The sequence below is a fragment of the Streptococcus sp. 3613 genome (genome assembly GCF_013277375.1).
GTDB classification, from domain to species: Bacteria; Bacillota; Bacilli; order Lactobacillales; family Streptococcaceae; genus Streptococcus; species Streptococcus pseudopneumoniae.
This window is the reverse complement of the sequence record NZ_VMMV01000013.1, coordinates 1-16,946: the sequence shown is the minus strand read 5'-3', so window position 1 is coordinate 16,946 and position 16,946 is coordinate 1. Positions and strand designations below refer to the sequence as shown.

Here is a 16,946-nt window from a genome sequence, read left to right as displayed (position 1 = left end):
TCAGATACTAACAACTTCTTAGGCAGTCCAGTGTTTAGCTGGGTCGAATGGTGTTCCGACAACTTGGTCTTCTGATAATTCAAGCACCCCACGTTTTTGTGGAGCATTTGGCAGATGCAATTCACGAGGACTGCACATCATGCCAAAACTCTTTTCACCACGAAGTTCGCCTGGGAAAATAAGATTGCCTTTTGGCATCATAGCTCCAGGAAGAGCTACAATTGTTTTCAATCCAACACGCGCATTGGGAGCCCCTGCAACAATTTGTACTGTCTTATCACTTGCGACTGCAACTTGGCAGATGTTGAGGTGGTCACTATCTGGATGAGCTACCATCTCGACAATTTCACCAACAACAAACTTAGGTTCCTTGTCATTAACAATTTCCTCTGCAAAACCTTCCGCCTGCAATTCTTGGTTCAAACGAGCTACTTGCTCATCTGACAAAAAGACTTGACCGCGCTCTGCAATTTCAAACAAACTTGAAACTTCGAAAATATTCCAAGCCACTGTTTCCCCATTATCTTTTAGAAAAACATGGGCTACCTTACCTTTGCGCTCCACATCTAGTTTGGCATCTCCGCTATTTTTCACGATGACCATAAGGACATCACCGACATGTTCTTTATTATATGTAAAAATCATTGTTTCTATTTCTCCTATTTCAGTCCTGCTAAAAAGTCGTTAATTTGTTGCTTGCTTTTACGGTCGCGATTAACAAAACGACCGATTTCCTTGTCCTTTTCTAGAACAACAAGGCTAGGAATTCCGTAAACATCCCAAAGTTTGGCCAAATCCATATACTGGTCTCGGTCCACACGAATAAAGGTGAACTCTGGATTAGTTTTCTCAATTTCTGGTAAGGCAGGATAGATATAACGACAATCGCCACACCAGTCCGCCACAAAAAGAAAGACCTTCTTGCCATCTTTTTCTACTAAGGATGCTAATTCTTCTAAACTTGCTGGTTGTATCATAAGACTTCCTCCTCATAGACTAGGTCTTCATTTTCATAGACAAAGGTATAATGACGCCCATCCTCAAAAATCACGCCACCAACCAAGCTCTCTAGACCGCTTTCGTAAACTTGAACATAGAGGGTCGCAATTTCTCCCATGTCTGAAAAATGGTCTCGCACAATCGCTGTCAACTCTTCCTGAGTCTTCCTGAGCTTATGGTCATCTGCAACTTTTTTCGTAGCAAGGGCAAGGCTCCCAATACCAAGCAGAGCCAGACCTGCCATCCACATTTTTTTAGCTTTCATACCATTCATTTTAACACAAAAAAGGCTTTAGGACAAATGAGGAAGCAGCAGAAAAGCAAGTAAAAAGCCTCTTCCTTAAAGGAAAAGGACTTCTTATACTCAATGAAAATCAAAGAGCAAACTGGGAAGCTAGCCGCAGGTTGNNGAAGTCAGCTCAAAACAGCTTTTTGAGGTTGTGGATGAAGCTCACATGGTTTGAAGAGATTTTCGAAGAGTATTATTCTTATTGCCAAGCACCTGAGTTGTCAACGTAGTAACCATCAGGGGTGTAGGTATTGCGAAGCATCTTACCTGATGAAGCCAGATAATACCACTTGCCATTATCTTTGACCCAATCATTCGCTAGCATGGCACCAGAAGAACTTACATAATACCATTCTCCCTTGTCATAAACCCAAGTGCTGACTTTCATAGCTCCTGAGCAATTAAAGGTTCAAAAAACTGTCCAATATCCTTCATTTTTTTAAAGCATTTTACACTACATCATCCACGCTGTAGGACATAGATACATCAAACGTAAGAGCCAAAATATCGAAAAATATACAACTTTTAAAGGCAACATTTCATTTTTTAAAGTCTAACAACCATAGAACTGAAATCAGAGCAAGGCATCAATTTCCTACTCTTAGTACGCCTATTTTGATGATTGAAGTGAAGATTTTTTATTTAACGTAGACAATTCCCAACTTCCCAAAGGCCACATCTCCACGGATAATCAAGGTTTTGCTGGTTGGGGCTAGAGGGGCATCTGCCTTGGCTACACCACAGAAAGTTTCCACCTTCAAATCAACTCTCCAATGTTGGGGAACATAGATAACTGCATTGCCAAAACCAACTTCCACCTTCAGGGTTGCGGTATCTCCTAAAATCTCTGCATTGTCATAATATATCTTGGCATTGCCAAAACCAACTTCTACTTGGTCTTCTACCAATTCTTGGTTTTGCTTGTAGAAAGTCCCAGTCCCAAAAGCAACTTCCTTATCTACAAGAATGTTTTTTTCACCATCATACCACCATTTTTTCCCATTCCAAGTTCTGTTAGAATGAGTGAGTACGCTGACACCCATTACAATCAAAATACTAGCCCAGAACAATGACTGATTTGGAATAGGTAAGATGTCATAAAAATGATTAGCAATCATTAAGGCTACTAGAACTGTAAAAGAGGCTGAAGTTAAGTGGCGACGCAACAAAGCTCCAACTGATTGGTAGGCAAAAAAAGTAATACCAATCAAGGGCCAAATGTGCCCTCCTAGAGAAGGGATTCCAAAATTTCCTTGTACTAATATTAAAGCTGCTAGTACAAGTAACACAATACCAAATGCTTTCTTTTTCATCTTATTACCTCATGTTTCTTAGATTTTCTTTTAGGAGGGATTGGTAATGCCGTGAGACATGAACCTCCTTGTGGGTCTGATAAAAGGAAATAGTGCCCGTTCCTGAAAAGGACTTGTCCACCGAGTAAACCTGACGGATATTAGCGATAGTTGACTTGGATACTCGACTGAAATAACGGGGCAGGATAGCCTCTAACTCATAGAGTTTAAGCCGAACCTCGTAGGCATCTTTCTGAGTATGGGCATAAATCTTGCTCCCTTCTGTCTCAAAAAAGAGAATTTCTGACAAGTCTAAGTAGTACTCACCCGTCCCCTTGTAAAAAATCAACCGAGGAGACTTGGACTCTTGCAAGAGACGTTGCAAATCCGCAATCTCATCTGTCAAAGCCGCTGCCTTGATGACAATTTCAGTTTCCTCTAAATTGCTGTCAATTTCGATTCGTAACTTCATTCCATCTCCTTTCTGACTCTACTATATCAAAGCTAAAATAAGAAAACAAGAGCAAAAAAGCAAGTGGTTACTTTAGGCACGTAAGTGGTTCTAGGACCGCCTTATACTCTTCGAAAATCAAATTCAAACCACGTCAGCGTCGCCTTACCGTACTCAAGTACAGCTTGCGGCTAGCTTCCTAGTTTGCTCTTTGATTTTCATTGAGTATTAACTTACAGGTCAAAATAGAAAGAAAATCACACCCCATACAAGAGCACAAATATAACCAACCACTACATCCTTGGGATAATGCACTCCCCCTAAGACTCTCACTAGACCGAGGAAGGCTGACAAGACCAACAGGATAACCCCTACAGATAAACTAGCATGTAAGCAAGCCATGGAGATAATGGTTGCTGAAAAGACATGACGACTGGGCATAGACTGACCAGGACTATCTCTGTCAAGCAAGGGTTTAATATCCCATTCCTCATAAGGCCTAGGAGCATTGATTTTCTTACGAAGAAAGGACAAAATCACAAAACCTGACGCTGGAATAAACAAATAGATTCCGACCTGTGTCCCAAGTCCTTGTTGGAGATAGGTAATTGCTAACAAGGTTAGATAAATCATAGGCATAACTACTGTCATGAACCGATTGAAAGCTCTTAACAGTCTCAGAAAGATAGGCTTATTTTCAATCTTACCAGCAATATGGTCATACCATTCTTGATAATTTTTCATATATTTTCTCATTACTTACTCAAATTTTGCTTGCAGGGAAACACTTATCTTCTAGTATAGTGCAGAAAAAGAAGGCCGTCAAGCCTTCTTTGGATTTATTCTTCTGCTTCGTCTTCTGTAAACTGACTGTTATAGAGGTCAGCGTAGAAACCAGCTTGCGCCATCAGCTCATCATGATTTCCTTGCTCGATGATATTGCCATCTTTCATAACCAGAATAAGATCAGCATTTCGGATAGTAGACAAGCGGTGGGCGATGACAAAGGACGTTCTGCCTTCCATCAAACGATCCATGGCTTTCTGAATCAATTCCTCTGTACGGGTATCAACAGAAGAAGTCGCCTCATCTAGGATTAGGAGTGGCGCATCTTTTAACAAAGCACGAGCAATGGTCAATAGTTGTTTTTGCCCGACAGACAAGGTCACTGTATCATCCAAGACGGTATCATAAGCATCTGGTAGGGTCATAATAAAGTGGTGAATCCCTACAGCCTTGCTAGCTTCAATCACGCGCTCATCACTAATACCCTTTTGGTTATAGATGAGATTATCTCGGATAGTACCTTCAAAGAGCCAAGTATCCTGCAAGACCATTGAAAAGGCATCGTGTACTTCCGAACGCTTCATATCCTTGGTATCCACACCATCGATACGGATACTTCCCTTATCAATCTCATAGAACTTCATCAAAAAATTGACAATGGTTGTCTTACCAGCTCCGGTCGGTCCGACAATGGCAACCTTTTGACCTGCATGAGCGGTCGCAGAAAAGTCATGAATAATGGTTCGCTCTGGTGTATAACCAAAGGAGACTCGATCAAAGACTACTTGACCTTTCATATCGCTCAATTGTCTTTCTTTATGGGATTCATCTTCCATCTCCTCTTCAGCTAGGAATTCGAAGACACGTCCCATGGCTGCACTAGCCTGCTGCAAACTAGTAATCCCTTGGGCAATTTGTGAAAGAGGCTGAGAAAAGATACGAACGTAGGCCATAAAGGCAACGATAATCCCGATACTGATGTGCCCATTTAAGGCCAAGGCTGCACCAACGATAATCACCAAGGCATAGCTAAAGTTCCCAATAAACATCATAATCGGCATCATAATCCCTGAAATAAATTGAGATTTCCAAATACTGTCATACAGACGATGGTTTAATTTCGCAAACTCTTCTTTCGTACTCTCGATAGCATTATAACTGGTCACCACATTATGGCCAGAGTACATTTCCTCCACATAGCCATTGACAGCTGCCAAATCTTGTTGCTGACTCTTAAAGAAGCCCTGGGATTTTCCCATAAAGACAGACACGAAAGCAAAACCAACAAGAGTTGAAACAACCGTCACCAAGGCTAAAATCCAGTTCATCCCAAACATGGTTACCAAGACTGCTAAGACCAATAAACTAGATGAAAGAACTGTTCCCAGACTTTGATTAAGGGACTGGGCTGCAGTGTCAACGTCATTGGTTACACGAGACAAAGTATCTCCTTGAGAATGTCCATCAAAATATCCCAATGGAAGGCTATTGATTTTCTCTGCAATAGCTCTTCTCAAACGCTCTGAAAAACGTTGAATAGCTGTTGTAAACAGAAAGGCCTGTAAATAATTTGATAGAAGTCCGATCACATAAATCACAGCCAAAAAACCACCAATAGCTGCAACCGCCGCGACATCCACACTTGTTTCCAGACCACTGGCAATAATATTAGTCATTTCCTTGATGCGGGTTGGACCATATACAGTAATGATATTGGATACGATTGTTGCTAGAAAGGCGATTAGAAGGGCAAACTGGAGGCCTGCAAGATAGGGTTTACTCTGTTTCCAGAGAGACATTTTCTTATTTTCCATGTTCCAATTCCTCCTTCGATAGTTGTGAATAAGCAATTTCTTGGTAAACTTCGTTATTAGCTAGAAGTTCCTTGTGGGTGCCTTGTCCCACGACTTTTCCTTGATCCAAGACCAAAATCAAATCTGCATCCATAATCGTTGAAATGCGTTGTGCAACGATAAGCTTGGTCATAGACTTGGTTTTTTCTGCTAGCTCTTGGCGTAGGACACGGTCTGTCTTGTAGTCCAAGGCTGAGAAGGAGTCATCAAAGATGAGGATTTCTGGCTTCCGAGCTAAGGCACGCGCAATTGCCAGACGTTGTCTTTGACCACCTGAGAAGTTGGTTCCTCCTTGGGCCACTTCTGACGCTAAGCCCGCTTCCTTGTCTTCGATAAAGTTCTTAGACTGGGCCAATTCCAAGGCTTGCCACATAACTTGCTCACTAAGCGGTGTTTCTTGACTCTGTCCAAAGTCTAAATTACCCTTGACATCACCTGAAAAGAGAACCGCTTTCTGGGGAATATAACCAACCTTGTTGCGCAAATCATTCAAGTCATAGTCTTGAACATTAACACCGTCCACCAGAATTTCTCCTGCTGACACATCGTAGAATCGTGGAATCAGATTGACCAGAGTTGATTTACCAGAACCTGTTGACCCAATAAAGGCCACTGTTTGACCAGCTTCTGCTCTAAAGCTAACATGTTCGATAACTGCCTCCGAATTTGACGCATAGCGGAAGGTCACATCCTTAAATTCGACCTGACCTTTGAGGTTTTCATCAGCCAGCTGCACTTGAGCAGGGTTTTGGATAGAAGAATGCAAATCTAAAACTTGATTAATCCGCTTAGCAGAGACCATAGTTCGGGGAAGAACGATGAAGAGTGCTCCCATGAGAAGGAAGCCCATGACAACCTGCATGGCATAAGACATGAAAACAATCATGTCACTAAAGAGAGGCAGACGCGCTATCGGAGCAGCGTCGTTAATCACATAGGCCCCAATCCAGTAAATCGCCACACTCAAACCACTTGAAATCCCCATCATGATAGGGTTCAAAATAGCCATAAGACGGTTGACAAACAAATTCAAGCGTGTCAATTCATCATTTGCTACTGCAAATTTTTCATTTTGGTATTCCTCTGCATTGTAGGCACGAACGACGCGAATACCTGTTAAACTTTCACGAGTAATACTGTTCAGTTTATCAGTCAGCCCCTGAATCAAGGACTGTTTTGGAAAGGCTAGCGTCATCAAAACGGTCGTCATCAAAACATTGACAATCACTGCCACAAGAACGGCCCAGAGCCAGTATTCTGAATGACCTAAAATCTTCCCAATAGCCCAGATAGCCATAATTGGACCACGCGTAACTACTTGCAAGCCCATGGTAATCAACATTTGAACTTGAGTAATGTCATTGGTGGTACGCGTCAAGAGACTAGGAATAGAGAATTTCTTAATCTCTGTCTGCGAGTAATCCAAAACTCGGTTAAAAATATCACTTCTCAGCCTACTAGTATAAGAAGCCGCCACTCGGGATGCAAAAAATCCAACTGCAACTACGGACAAGAAGGCAAGAAAGGACATTCCCACCATCATGCTTGCCGGCTGCCACAACTCATCTAAATTAGTTCCTTGACTACCTAGCAAATCCGTAATTTTCGAGATATAGGTCGGCACTTCCAACTCTAGATAGACCGAAAAGCAAGTAAAGAGAATGGCTAGTAAAATCATCCCCCATTCTTTTCTACTAATTCGTTTTGCTAATTTCTTCATTCTCTCCTCCTATCCCCTTGATATTTTCCTGTAGTTGACCGAGAACTTTCTCAAAAATCAGTAATTCATCTTCATCAATGTCTTCCATCAACTGCTTGTCTATGCGTTCAAAGAAGGCCTTAACCTGTTTCATCTGAGAACGTGATTTGTCCGTCAGACGAACAAATTTAGCCCGCTTATCGCTAGGACTCGCCTCCAATTCCACCAAACCATTTTGCACCATACGCTTGACCAAATTACTAGCAACAGACTTGGTAATATTGAGTTCCTGCTCGATATCTTTAATCAAGACCAAGTCTTGGTTTTTCTCACGATTATCCAAAAAACGTACAACCTGACCTTGAGGCCCACCCATAAATTCAATACCACAACGTTTGGCTTCCTTTTGCACCATGAGGTGAATCTGATGACCAAAACGCTTAAAGACTAACATCGGTTTGTCCATAATCTCCTCCTTCTAAATAAAAATAGTTCTCTGGAGAACAATTAAGTTTCCATGAAAACTATTTTATCATTTTCAGAAAAGATGTCAAGAAAAAGTTTCCTAGAGAACTATTTTTTTGATTTAAAAAATCCCAAGTGATTTTTTCACTTAGGATCATGTTTGCTAGGTTAATTTAGAACCCGTCTACGTTTGTGTAGATTTTTTGTACGTCTTCGTCGTCTTCAAGAACGCTGTAAAGTTTTTCAAAGGTTTCAAGGTCATCGCCTGACAATTCCACTTCTGACTGAGGAATCATTTCCAATTCAGTCACTTGGAATTCTTCGATACCTGACTCACGAAGGGCAACGATAGCCTTGTGAAGGTCAGTTGGAGCTGTGTAAACTGTGATTGTACCTTCTTCTGCTTCTACATCATCCACATCCACATCTGCTTCAAGCAATTGCTCAAAGACTGCATCGGCATCTTCACCTGCAAATACGATAACTCCCTTGTTGTCAAAGAGGTATGAAACCGAACCTGAAGCGCCCATGTTTCCTCCGTTTTTACCAAAAGCTGCACGGACATTAGCCGCTGTACGGTTGACATTTGAAGTCAAAGTATCCACGATCAACATAGAACCATTTGGTCCAAAACCTTCGTAACGTCCTTCTGTAAAGGTTTCGTCTGTGTTTCCTTTTGCTTTATCAATCGCTTTATCAATAACGTGTTTTGGCACTTGGGCTTGTTTAGCACGGTCGATAACGAATTTCAAAGCTGAGTTTGATTCTGGATCTGGATCACCTTTTTTAGCTGCTACATAGATTTCTACACCAAATTTTGCATATACTTTAGAGTTAGCTCCATCTTTAGCCGTTTTCTTGGCTACGATATTGGCCCATTTACGTCCCATTAGGAATCTCCTTTTTTCACATTTTAATCTTTCTTATTATAACACAAGTTTTTTCGATTTTCACTAGAGGAAATGGATTTTATTCAGTAAATCCAACTAGGATAGCACTTTGGCTGCCAAGATTTTCTTGCCTTTCCATCCTTATCAACATTCAAAAAACAAACTAGACCATTATCTGAAAATAGAAAGTTTCTACCAAGTTTGACAAAGTCCGCTCAAACTACTGTTTAGAGTTTGTAGATATAATCGACAAAAACAATCATACTGCACCTTTTATTGACAGTCTACTCCAGACATATCATAGTTCAAGTAAATACTTTGAAATTCAACAGTTCTTATAGGCGCTATTGTATTCTAAGAAATCAATAGAAGAATTTCTAACCAAACATCTATTACTCAATGAAAATCAAAGAGCAAACTCGAAAACTAGCCACAGGTTGCTCAAAACACTGTTTTGAGGTTGCAGATAGGGCTGACGTAGTTTGAAGAGATTTTCGAAGAGTGTAATTTATGTGTTCCTGAAACAGAAATGTATGCTCTTTTTGATTTCACATGATACTGAAGTTAGACTAGTACAACGGCACTTCTAAAACAAGTAAAAGGTAGCTAATTCCCTGTATAGCAAGGAGTTTCACTACCCTTTTTACTTTTTCTTACAGCTACGGTTTGATAGACTCATTTTAAAATCACGAGCCTAGTCATTTTCTACCTTATCCTCTACCTGAGGATAAAGAGTCGTTCCCCAAATAGAAATCGTCCGCTTACGCACTAGTGGCAAATCGGTTTTTTCATAAACCGTACGCCACCATTCCCAGGCAAGTCCGGTACACTCTCTAATTTTGACAGAGAGATTGCGAACATTCCCTTTTAAAGGAATACTAGTGGTAAAATGAGCCGTCAAATCCTGCCCATTTCTGTCCCAAGCCTTAGGAGTCAAAACTTCCTTACCTTGATTATCATAGGATAATTCATCCCAAGTAATGTAATATTGGGCAACATAGGCACCACTATGATCCAAAAGTAAATCTCCGTTTCTGTAGGCTGTCACCTTAGTCTCAACATAGTCTGTACTGTTTTGAAAGGTCGCAACTACATTGTCCCGTAAAAAAGAAGTTGTATAAGAAATCGGCAAACCTGGATGATTGGCTGTAAAGCGACTGCCTTCTTGAATCAAGTCCTCTACCATATCCACCTTGCCTGTTACAACTCGGGCACCCGAACTCGGGTCGCCCCCTAAAATAACCGCCTTCACTTCTGTATTGTCCAAAATCTGTTTCCACTCTGTCTGAGGAGCTACCTTGACTCCTTTTATCAAAGCTTCAAAAGCAGCCTCTACTTCATCACTCTTACTCGTGGTTTCCAACTTGAGATAGACTTGGCGCCCATAAGCAACACTCGAAATATAGACCAAAGGACGCTCTGCAGAAATTCCTCTCTGTCTTAAATCCTCTACCGTTACAGTATCTTGAAACACATCTCCTGGATTTTTAACAGCATCTACGCTGACTGTATAATAAATCTGCTTAAAATTAACAATCTGAATCTGCTTTTCGCCCGAATGGACAGAATTAAAATCAATATCAAGAGAATTCCCTGTCTTTTCAAAGTCAGAACCAAACTTGACCTTGAGTTGTTCCATGCTGTGAGCCGTGATTTTTTCATACTGCATTCTAGCTGGGACATTATTGACCTGACCATAATCTTGATGCCACTTGGCCAACAAATCGTTTACCGCTCCGCGAACACTTGAATTGCTGGGATCTTCTACTTGGAGAAAGCTATCACTACTTGCCAAACCAGGCAAATCAATACTATAAGTCATCGGAGCACGATCGACCGCAAGAAGAGTGGGATTATTCTCTAACAAGGTCTCATCCACTACGAGAAGCGCTCCAGGATAGAGGCGACTATCGTTGGTAGCCGTCACGGAAATATCACTTGTGTTTGTCGACAGGCTCCGCTTCTTTCTTTCGATAACAACAAACTCATCGGGTAGTTGATTCCCCTCTTTGATGAAACGATTTTCAATACTCTCTCCCTGATGGGTCAAGAGTTTCTTTTTATCATAATCCATAGCTAGTATAAAGTCATTTACTGCTTTATTTGCCATATTCTTCCTCCTAATAAGTTCCTGGATTGAGTTGCATAAACTCAGACTTGTTCAGCGAAATCAGCCGTGGTTGGACTAAGTGATCCAAAATTTCCTCGTACAATTCTTCTGAGACATTGCGTCGCCGTCTAGCTAGATAAGAAGTCGGAATGACCGTATTATCCAACATAAATACCTTATCTAAGTCAATCAAGGTTGGTCTTGTAAAAGGATTACGAGCTAGATCCGGCTCTTCTATCATAAAGTTCTTGACCAAACGTCTGGTCAAGAGAGCTGGTTTGAAGGTCTGATTTTTAACCAACTCTTTGTTTTTAGTCATGCTGTTGTCAATACAAATATACATATGATTCTTCACAGCCAAATCGCTACTAATAGTCGGAAAAGGCAAATAAAGAGCTACAACATCTCCTCTCTTAATCAAGCAAGAGCACCCCCTTTTCTCCTAATGTAACATAGACAGGATTGACCAAGTCTTCTGATTGACTCAGTGTTTCCAAAGTTTGAGTTTGGCGCCCTGTCAATTTAGTAGCATCTTGTCTCTTCAATACAAAATGCTTGTCGCCAATAACCTTGACACTATAATCCTTCTCCAAAGCTGACTGGTAAATCCACATCAGATATTGTCTGTCCTGAGAACTCAAGAGAGAAGGATGTTCAAGTCTCCCGATAGTCTGATAAAAATCAAAAACAGGAGCCAAAGCTTGCCAATCTGACTGGCTAGTTGTCAAGGCTAGAAAAAGGGCTTTGCGAGCTGATACTTCTTGATTAGCCTTGAGAGTCCCCTTGCCCTCCAAGTTTTTTAAAAAGTGGGAAACTCCAGAAAGCAAATCTTTCTCTAACTGCGAGAAATAAAAACCTTGCCTTCCCAGACACAAGTCTCTCAAGTCGCTTTCTCTAGCAAATAAGAGTTCAAACAGTTGATAATAAAAGAAAAATATCTGGCACTGAGTTGCGCTCATCTTTTCCTTGTCGGCTTCTTTTTTTAACCAGAGCAAGGGCAATAGGTAGCTGGATTGAGACATTTCCTCCACCTCCTACTCTTTTTTCTCTGGAGCATCTGCACTAGCTGCCACTTCTTTTGACTGGATACTTTCCCACTGGTTGATTTCCTCTGAGATAAGACCTTCGCATGTCTTGACAAATAGGGCAAAAGTCTTGGTTTTTCCTGCATATTTCTCTGTTTGGCATTGATAGAGGAATTTTTCTCTCTCCAGGAGTTGCGCAGTCTTTTGGTAAGAAATCCAATGTTCCTTTGCATTATACAAATTGAGAATCCCTTCACACAGCAAGCCTAAACTGGATAAGGCAACCGAAATCAAACGGTAGCGATCACCTGGCATAGGAACAGCACAAAAGACAGCTATGAGGAAACCTGCCACGATTTCTGTTATTTTTAATACCTTATAGCGTCTACGATGTTGAACGCTTTTCTTTAAAAAATGAGCTATCTGTACGTCCAATCGATCTGTCAGGTACATTTCTTCTGGCGTCATGTTCGTAACCCCTTTCATTTACTTTGATAATCATAGTATAACATATTTGAATATCAAAGTATAGTAAAAACTGAACTATAACTTATTATAAAATCTAAATATGAAATATTTGTGAAATAAGGGAAAAATATCACAAAAAGGATGGAACAAAAAGTTTCAAAATGATAAAAACGCATAATACCTTGCCTTAAAAAGCTTGATATTATGCGTTTTATCAGAGAAAGATTTTCTGAATGTTCACCTCAAATTGAGTTTTTCCAACATTCTATCAATCACTATTCTAGCTGGTTTCCGACTCGGCTAAGTTTGACTTATCTTAACTGAGCAAGAACAGCTTTGAGTTTCTCAATCAACTCCTCTTCTGTGTGGTCAAACTCTTTCTCATTGGCTAGGAAGGCAACTGCTTGAGCGAGAGCTTCTCGTGCTTGGTCAAGGACTTTCGCATCTACATTTGTAAGGTCGCTTTCTTGCAGAACCTTAGTCAGTTCCTTAGTCAATTTCTTGAGTTCTGACTCTTTCTTGCGACGAGCGATGAGGAAGAGAAGGAGACCAAGAAGGGCGAGCAGGCTAGCAATCATGGTACCATATGGAAGATGACCTTGCTCTTTGCTTGTTTCTTGCATTTCCTCTTTATCCTTAGTCGCTTGCTTACCTTTCAAGGATTCGAGTGCTTCTTTGATCTTAGCAGTCATCTCTCTCAAGTCTGCTTCCGTCAAGTCAGTATTTCTAAGGGCTTCTTGACCCTCTCCGAGAATGATCTTCACAGCGTCGATGACAGATTGATCAATACCATCCAAGTCTTTCAAACGAGTTTCCAAGTCTCCAATCAAATCTCTTAAGACGGATTTATCAACCTGTTTCTCTTGACTCGATTGAGTGCCACCAGCAAAGGTTACACTTCTCCGGTTACGGATTGGTGGTGTCACACTGGTGTTAGTGTTGCCACCGTTATTAGTGTTGCCACCGGTGTTGGTGTTGCCACCGTTATTAGTGTTGCCACCGTTATTAGTGTTACCACCATTGTTAGTGTTGCCACCGGTGTTAGTGTTGCCACCAGCGTTAGTGTTGCCACCATTGTTAGTGTTGCCACCATTGTTGGTGTTACCACCGGTGTTAGTATTGCCACCATTGTTGGCGCTTGCTGTGGCTGTGACCTTATTGATTTCAGCAATACCAGCAGTCTTCGCATTCTCTACATCAGTTTGTGTCTTAGCTTTATCAATCTCAGCTTCCGCTGCTGTAACTGCTGCCTCTACTTGACGATTAGCGGCTTCCTTCTCTTCATTTGTGATATGAGGAGTTCCTGCTAGAGCGTTTTTCTTCTCGTCAGCTTTTCTGCGTAGTTCTTGCTTAGCTTGAGTGTTAGCAGTTCCTGTGGCTGTAACGTTATTAATTTCAGTAACTCCTGTAGTTTTGGCTGTATCTACCGCTGTATTTGTTGTTGCTGTATCTACGTTTGAGATTGCTGTTGTTTCTTTCTCTGTTACTGTTCGCTTAGCTGTAGCTTTTTCTTCATCTGTTAAGCCTGCTTGTTTGTCTATCTCACCTCGTTTAGTATTTGCGGCTTGTTTGATAGCTTCTTTTGCTTCAGGTTTTTTAGTTCCTGTGGCTGTAACGTTATTAATTTCAGTAACTCCTGTAGTTTTGGCTGTATCTACCGCTGTATTTGTTGTTGCTGTATCTACGTTTGAGACTGCTGTTGTTTCTTTCTCTGTTACTGTTCGCTTAGCTGTAGCTTTTTCTTCATCTGTTAAGCCTGCTTGTTTGTCTATCTCACCTCGTTTAGTATTTGCGGCTTGTTTGATAGCTTCTTTTGGCAAATCTTTCCCTATCGGGTTCACGCCGTTAATATTTTCCAACCCCTTGTGCAAGGCATCATCCACCTTAATAAGGCTGTCGGCATTTTCAATATCGCGTGTAGCTTGACGTGCATAGGTATTAACTATTGCAGTAGCACCATCTCGCTCTACAGACGAAAGGCTTCCATTCTTACCAAGGCTATCATTTTTACGTTGTCTCGCTTTCTCTATTTCATCCTTAGCATCACCTTTTGCCTCGGCATATGTTCTGGCATGCCATTGGTTTGCAAGAAATAATTCGGCCCCCTCTCTGCCTCTTAATCCAAAAGCATATACCAGTTTTTTAACATCATTATTTCCCACGGTATTAAATGACAATCTATATTTTCTGTCACTATTGGGCAATTCAAAATAGTATAACTCTCCTCTACTTGAATTGATAATGTCAAACTTTCCATCTGAAACCTTTTGATTTTCTCGGCTTTCAGCTCGTCTCTCATAAGGATTGGTTCCTCTAGGTCCCCTCCTTGCCAAATCGTTTAGACTTCCAGACGGCATTGGATTCAATGTGAATCTATTATTAACGCCAGTAGACGTCGTAGTCCCTTTAGTAACCCTACCAAATTGCGCTCTTGAGTCTCTAAGTAGTTCTAAAATACTACTAGTATTTGGAGATCTAGTTGTAGTTCCTCCACTTTTTTCTGTTATGCTAAAAGCATCCGAATTGTGTTTAAATTCTTGACCCGAAGGAACAGTAAACCAAACTTGTGTATTCCCCGGTAATCTCCTGTGCTGATTATTAATTTCAATATCCCAATGAAATCCATCTTCCGTTGATGTTACTGTAGCTTTAATATATTTTTCAGCCTCTGATACCAGCTTCGTTGAGTTATCTCTATATTTTCTATTTGAATAGAAAACATAGGTATACTTATCATAAGGAGAATTTCCCCTATCACCTGATTTCTCAAAATAACTTTCTTGAGCTGTTCTAAAGGCTTCAGAGTAGTTTTCGCCAACTCTTGCAGCTCTTGTAACTCTCGAACTACGAAAGTCAGAGTAGCCACCATCACGTGGTTGAGGAGTTACTCCTCCAGCTGTAGTTTCCTCACCATATTTTTCTTCCAGCACTCCTTCGATGAGGTCTCGGGATTTTTTCAGGTCGACTAGGGCAGCGGCAAAATCTTCTTGGCTGATGGTATCGCCTTTAGAAAAGGCTTCATTGAACTTATCAGCTGCTGCTTTTGCTGCTTGGATTTTATCTTCCGACGCTTGATTTTCTTTAAGTCGTTTGACAATAGACTCTAATTCATCTTTTAGTCTATAGACGCCGTTTTCACCTTCTGTCGTATTAGTGTAGGTTGGGAGTTCTCGTGGAGTAGATTGAGAGTTGGCTTCAGGTGCTGCTTCCTTTCCTCCATCAGTTGGACTAACTTGGTTCGCAACTGCTCCAGGCTCGATTGTTCCCCCTCTTTTACGACGCTTTCCACCAGTTGCTTGCTCAGTTGCAGTTCCGTTTGGTTCGACAAGCTTATTATTTGTCGAACTTGCTTCACCCAAGTCTGTCAATTTTGGTAGCGATGGCTCCAAGGCTTGATTGACACGGCTCGTCAGTTCTTCCATAGCTCTTACTTGCTCATCAACCTGCGCTTGCGTCGCTTTTGGATCGTCCAAAACTGCCTTAGCTGCTGCTAGACCTGCTTCCACTTCATCGTGGAGCGCTTTCATGGAGCTAAGAGTTAGTTTTTCCAACAAAGCTTGCAGATTGCCTTGGAGTGATTTAGCTTCTGTCGTTTTAGTGGCAGATGTGGGCTGGTCTTGCTCTTTTACTGCTCCTCCTTGAGAAGTTTCTTGAGCAGCTGGCTTCGTCTCTGGTTTGGTAGGAACAAGGCCAGCTGTTTCCTGCCCCTTACTAGCGTCCTCGATTTTAGTCTCTGGAGAGTTTGACTCCCCTGCAGACTGGAGCTCAGCCGACGGTTCAGTCTGAGAGACCTTCTCTGGCTCTTCCCCATCTGACTCCTGTGGTTCCCCATCTGAATTTCCAGCAGATCCAGCAACTACATCACTGGCTGTTGCCGAAGATACTGCAGGTGCCTGCGCTTGCACCCCATTTGCGAAAAACATCAATGCCGCAACCGCAACACTAGCAGCCCCAAAATGGTATTTACGAATGGAATAACGGAAAATTTTCTCTCCATTGCCATCATTCTTTTTCTTGAACATAAGTGAATCCTTTCCTCATCTGAGAGCTTCCCCGAGCTTAGAAAGCGCGCAAAAAGCCGACAGTCGATAATATATCAATCATATAGTAACACTTCTGACATACAAGTCAACCTCCTCGCTGACAAGATAGAGTCAGGAAAGGCAAGAAAAAAGCGACAATATATATATATGCACAGACATATAAAACCTTTTAATACAGCCTATTTTTTAACAAATAGCGAAACAGTTATACTACATTTATATATGTACAACACCTTTTTGTGCCAATGTTACAATATTGTTACATTTTAATTACACAATCGTTTCAAGAAATATGATGGAAACCTGAGTATTTTATAGTAATTCCCTTCCTATCAATTAGGTCAACAGTTGAGTGTTGAGTGTTGAATATTGAAACACCCTATCCTCAGCAAAGGACTATGATCAGCATTTCCTAGCCGCTAGGACGCTCCAAATCACCTATTCTAAGTCCACCATAGCTTGGTCAGTAAGATACAGACTGCAAGGCGACGCTGATGTGGTTTGAAGAGATTTTCATTGAGTATAATTTTAACTTCTTACTTTTCATTCCTATTCCTTAAGTCATAACCACCCGTG

Annotated in this window: 15 protein-coding genes and 1 pseudogene; all 16 read right to left on the bottom strand. The window is 41.2% G+C overall.

The window, feature by feature from the left end:
• Positions 1–18 precede the first annotated feature (18 nt).
• The 16 genes and pseudogenes from ytpR to HT708_RS11670 all read right to left on the bottom strand — a co-directional run bounded on the left by ytpR (position 19) and on the right by HT708_RS11670 (position 16,349).
• Positions 19–645 (bottom strand): YtpR family tRNA-binding protein, encoded by a 627-nt coding sequence (gene ytpR / locus HT708_RS01580; protein WP_000578281.1) that lies wholly within the window; start codon positions 643–645, stop codon positions 19–21.
• 14 nt (positions 646–659) lie between these two features.
• A complete protein-coding gene (locus tag HT708_RS01575) occupies positions 660–977 on the bottom strand; it encodes a thioredoxin family protein (protein ID WP_000615778.1) in 318 nt (105 codons plus the stop codon).
• Positions 974–1,273 carry a DUF4651 domain-containing protein gene (locus HT708_RS01570; RefSeq protein ID WP_007284809.1) on the bottom strand — a complete coding sequence of 100 codons (300 nt, stop codon included), beginning with the start codon at positions 1,271–1,273 and terminating at the stop codon, positions 974–976. The genes HT708_RS01575 and HT708_RS01570 overlap by 4 nt, the downstream gene beginning before the upstream one ends.
• Before the next feature lie 214 nt (positions 1,274–1,487).
• Positions 1,488–1,685 (bottom strand): annotated as a pseudogene (locus tag HT708_RS01565) (N-acetylmuramoyl-L-alanine amidase family protein); the annotation flags it as partial.
• Between the two features lie 241 nt (positions 1,686–1,926).
• Positions 1,927–2,601, bottom strand: a complete 675-nt coding sequence (locus HT708_RS01560) for a hypothetical protein (RefSeq protein ID WP_172925888.1) — start codon at positions 2,599–2,601, stop codon at positions 1,927–1,929.
• A gap of 4 nt (positions 2,602–2,605) precedes the next feature.
• Complete coding sequence (locus HT708_RS01555; RefSeq protein ID WP_000776606.1) at positions 2,606–3,052, bottom strand: LytTR family DNA-binding domain-containing protein; 447 nt, start codon at positions 3,050–3,052, stop codon at positions 2,606–2,608.
• 219 nt (positions 3,053–3,271) lie between these two features.
• Positions 3,272–3,775, bottom strand: coding sequence for a phosphatase PAP2 family protein (locus HT708_RS01550; RefSeq protein WP_054393071.1), 504 nt, complete (start codon positions 3,773–3,775; stop codon positions 3,272–3,274).
• Between the two features lie 95 nt (positions 3,776–3,870).
• Entirely contained in the window at positions 3,871–5,631 is a 1,761-nt protein-coding gene (locus tag HT708_RS01545) for an ABC transporter ATP-binding protein (protein ID WP_138701879.1), read from the bottom strand.
• The gene (locus HT708_RS01540; RefSeq protein ID WP_023937310.1) at positions 5,621–7,390 is read right to left on the bottom strand and encodes an ABC transporter ATP-binding protein; all 1,770 of its coding nucleotides are present in this window, start codon (positions 7,388–7,390) and stop codon (positions 5,621–5,623) included. The genes HT708_RS01545 and HT708_RS01540 overlap by 11 nt, the downstream gene beginning before the upstream one ends.
• Positions 7,365–7,835 (bottom strand): MarR family winged helix-turn-helix transcriptional regulator, encoded by a 471-nt coding sequence (locus HT708_RS01535; protein ID WP_023937308.1) that lies wholly within the window; start codon positions 7,833–7,835, stop codon positions 7,365–7,367. Before HT708_RS01535 ends, HT708_RS01540 begins: the two co-directional genes overlap by 26 nt.
• Positions 7,836–8,007: 172 nt before the next feature.
• A complete protein-coding gene (locus HT708_RS01530) occupies positions 8,008–8,724 on the bottom strand; it encodes a YebC/PmpR family DNA-binding transcriptional regulator (protein ID WP_000532877.1) in 717 nt (238 codons plus the stop codon).
• Between the two features lie 694 nt (positions 8,725–9,418).
• Complete coding sequence (gene ply, locus HT708_RS01525) at positions 9,419–10,834, bottom strand: cholesterol-dependent cytolysin pneumolysin (protein WP_001284352.1); 1,416 nt, start codon at positions 10,832–10,834, stop codon at positions 9,419–9,421.
• Positions 10,835–10,844: 10 nt separating this feature from the next.
• On the bottom strand, positions 10,845–11,177 hold the full coding sequence (locus HT708_RS01520) for a hypothetical protein (RefSeq protein ID WP_001812878.1): 333 nt from the start codon (positions 11,175–11,177) through the stop codon (positions 10,845–10,847).
• A 70-nt stretch (positions 11,178–11,247) separates the two neighbouring features.
• Positions 11,248–11,856: a hypothetical protein gene (locus HT708_RS01515; RefSeq protein WP_000083606.1), complete on the bottom strand. Its 609-nt coding sequence runs from the start codon at positions 11,854–11,856 to the stop codon at positions 11,248–11,250.
• A gap of 12 nt (positions 11,857–11,868) precedes the next feature.
• Positions 11,869–12,327, bottom strand: coding sequence for a DUF4231 domain-containing protein (locus HT708_RS01510; RefSeq protein ID WP_000186951.1), 459 nt, complete (start codon positions 12,325–12,327; stop codon positions 11,869–11,871).
• Positions 12,328–12,638: 311 nt separating this feature from the next.
• The gene (locus HT708_RS11670; protein WP_240156184.1) at positions 12,639–16,349 is read right to left on the bottom strand and encodes a DUF1542 domain-containing protein; all 3,711 of its coding nucleotides are present in this window, start codon (positions 16,347–16,349) and stop codon (positions 12,639–12,641) included.
• Between the last annotated feature and the right edge of the window lie 597 nt (positions 16,350–16,946).

Excerpts from the sequence above, each read along its gene's own strand:
- ytpR (WP_000578281.1), bottom strand. The coding sequence starts at position 645 with ATGATTTTTACATATAATAAAGAACATGTCGGTGATGTCCTTATGGTC.
- HT708_RS01575 (WP_000615778.1), bottom strand. The coding sequence starts at position 977 with ATGATACAACCAGCAAGTTTAGAAGAATTAGCATCCTTAGTAGAAAAA.
- HT708_RS01570 (WP_007284809.1), bottom strand. The coding sequence starts at position 1,273 with ATGAATGGTATGAAAGCTAAAAAAATGTGGATGGCAGGTCTGGCTCTG.
- HT708_RS01560 (WP_172925888.1), bottom strand. The coding sequence starts at position 2,601 with ATGAAAAAGAAAGCATTTGGTATTGTGTTACTTGTACTAGCAGCTTTA.
- HT708_RS01555 (WP_000776606.1), bottom strand. The coding sequence starts at position 3,052 with ATGAAGTTACGAATCGAAATTGACAGCAATTTAGAGGAAACTGAAATT.
- HT708_RS01550 (WP_054393071.1), bottom strand. The coding sequence starts at position 3,775 with ATGAAAAATTATCAAGAATGGTATGACCATATTGCTGGTAAGATTGAA.
- HT708_RS01545 (WP_138701879.1), bottom strand. The coding sequence starts at position 5,631 with ATGGAAAATAAGAAAATGTCTCTCTGGAAACAGAGTAAACCCTATCTT.
- HT708_RS01540 (WP_023937310.1), bottom strand. The coding sequence starts at position 7,390 with ATGAAGAAATTAGCAAAACGAATTAGTAGAAAAGAATGGGGGATGATT.
- HT708_RS01535 (WP_023937308.1), bottom strand. The coding sequence starts at position 7,835 with ATGGACAAACCGATGTTAGTCTTTAAGCGTTTTGGTCATCAGATTCAC.
- HT708_RS01530 (WP_000532877.1), bottom strand. The coding sequence starts at position 8,724 with ATGGGACGTAAATGGGCCAATATCGTAGCCAAGAAAACGGCTAAAGAT.
- ply (WP_001284352.1), bottom strand. The coding sequence starts at position 10,834 with ATGGCAAATAAAGCAGTAAATGACTTTATACTAGCTATGGATTATGAT.
- HT708_RS01520 (WP_001812878.1), bottom strand. The coding sequence starts at position 11,177 with ATGTATATTTGTATTGACAACAGCATGACTAAAAACAAAGAGTTGGTT.
- HT708_RS01515 (WP_000083606.1), bottom strand. The coding sequence starts at position 11,856 with ATGTCTCAATCCAGCTACCTATTGCCCTTGCTCTGGTTAAAAAAAGAA.
- HT708_RS01510 (WP_000186951.1), bottom strand. The coding sequence starts at position 12,327 with ATGACGCCAGAAGAAATGTACCTGACAGATCGATTGGACGTACAGATA.
- HT708_RS11670 (WP_240156184.1), bottom strand. The coding sequence starts at position 16,349 with ATGTTCAAGAAAAAGAATGATGGCAATGGAGAGAAAATTTTCCGTTAT.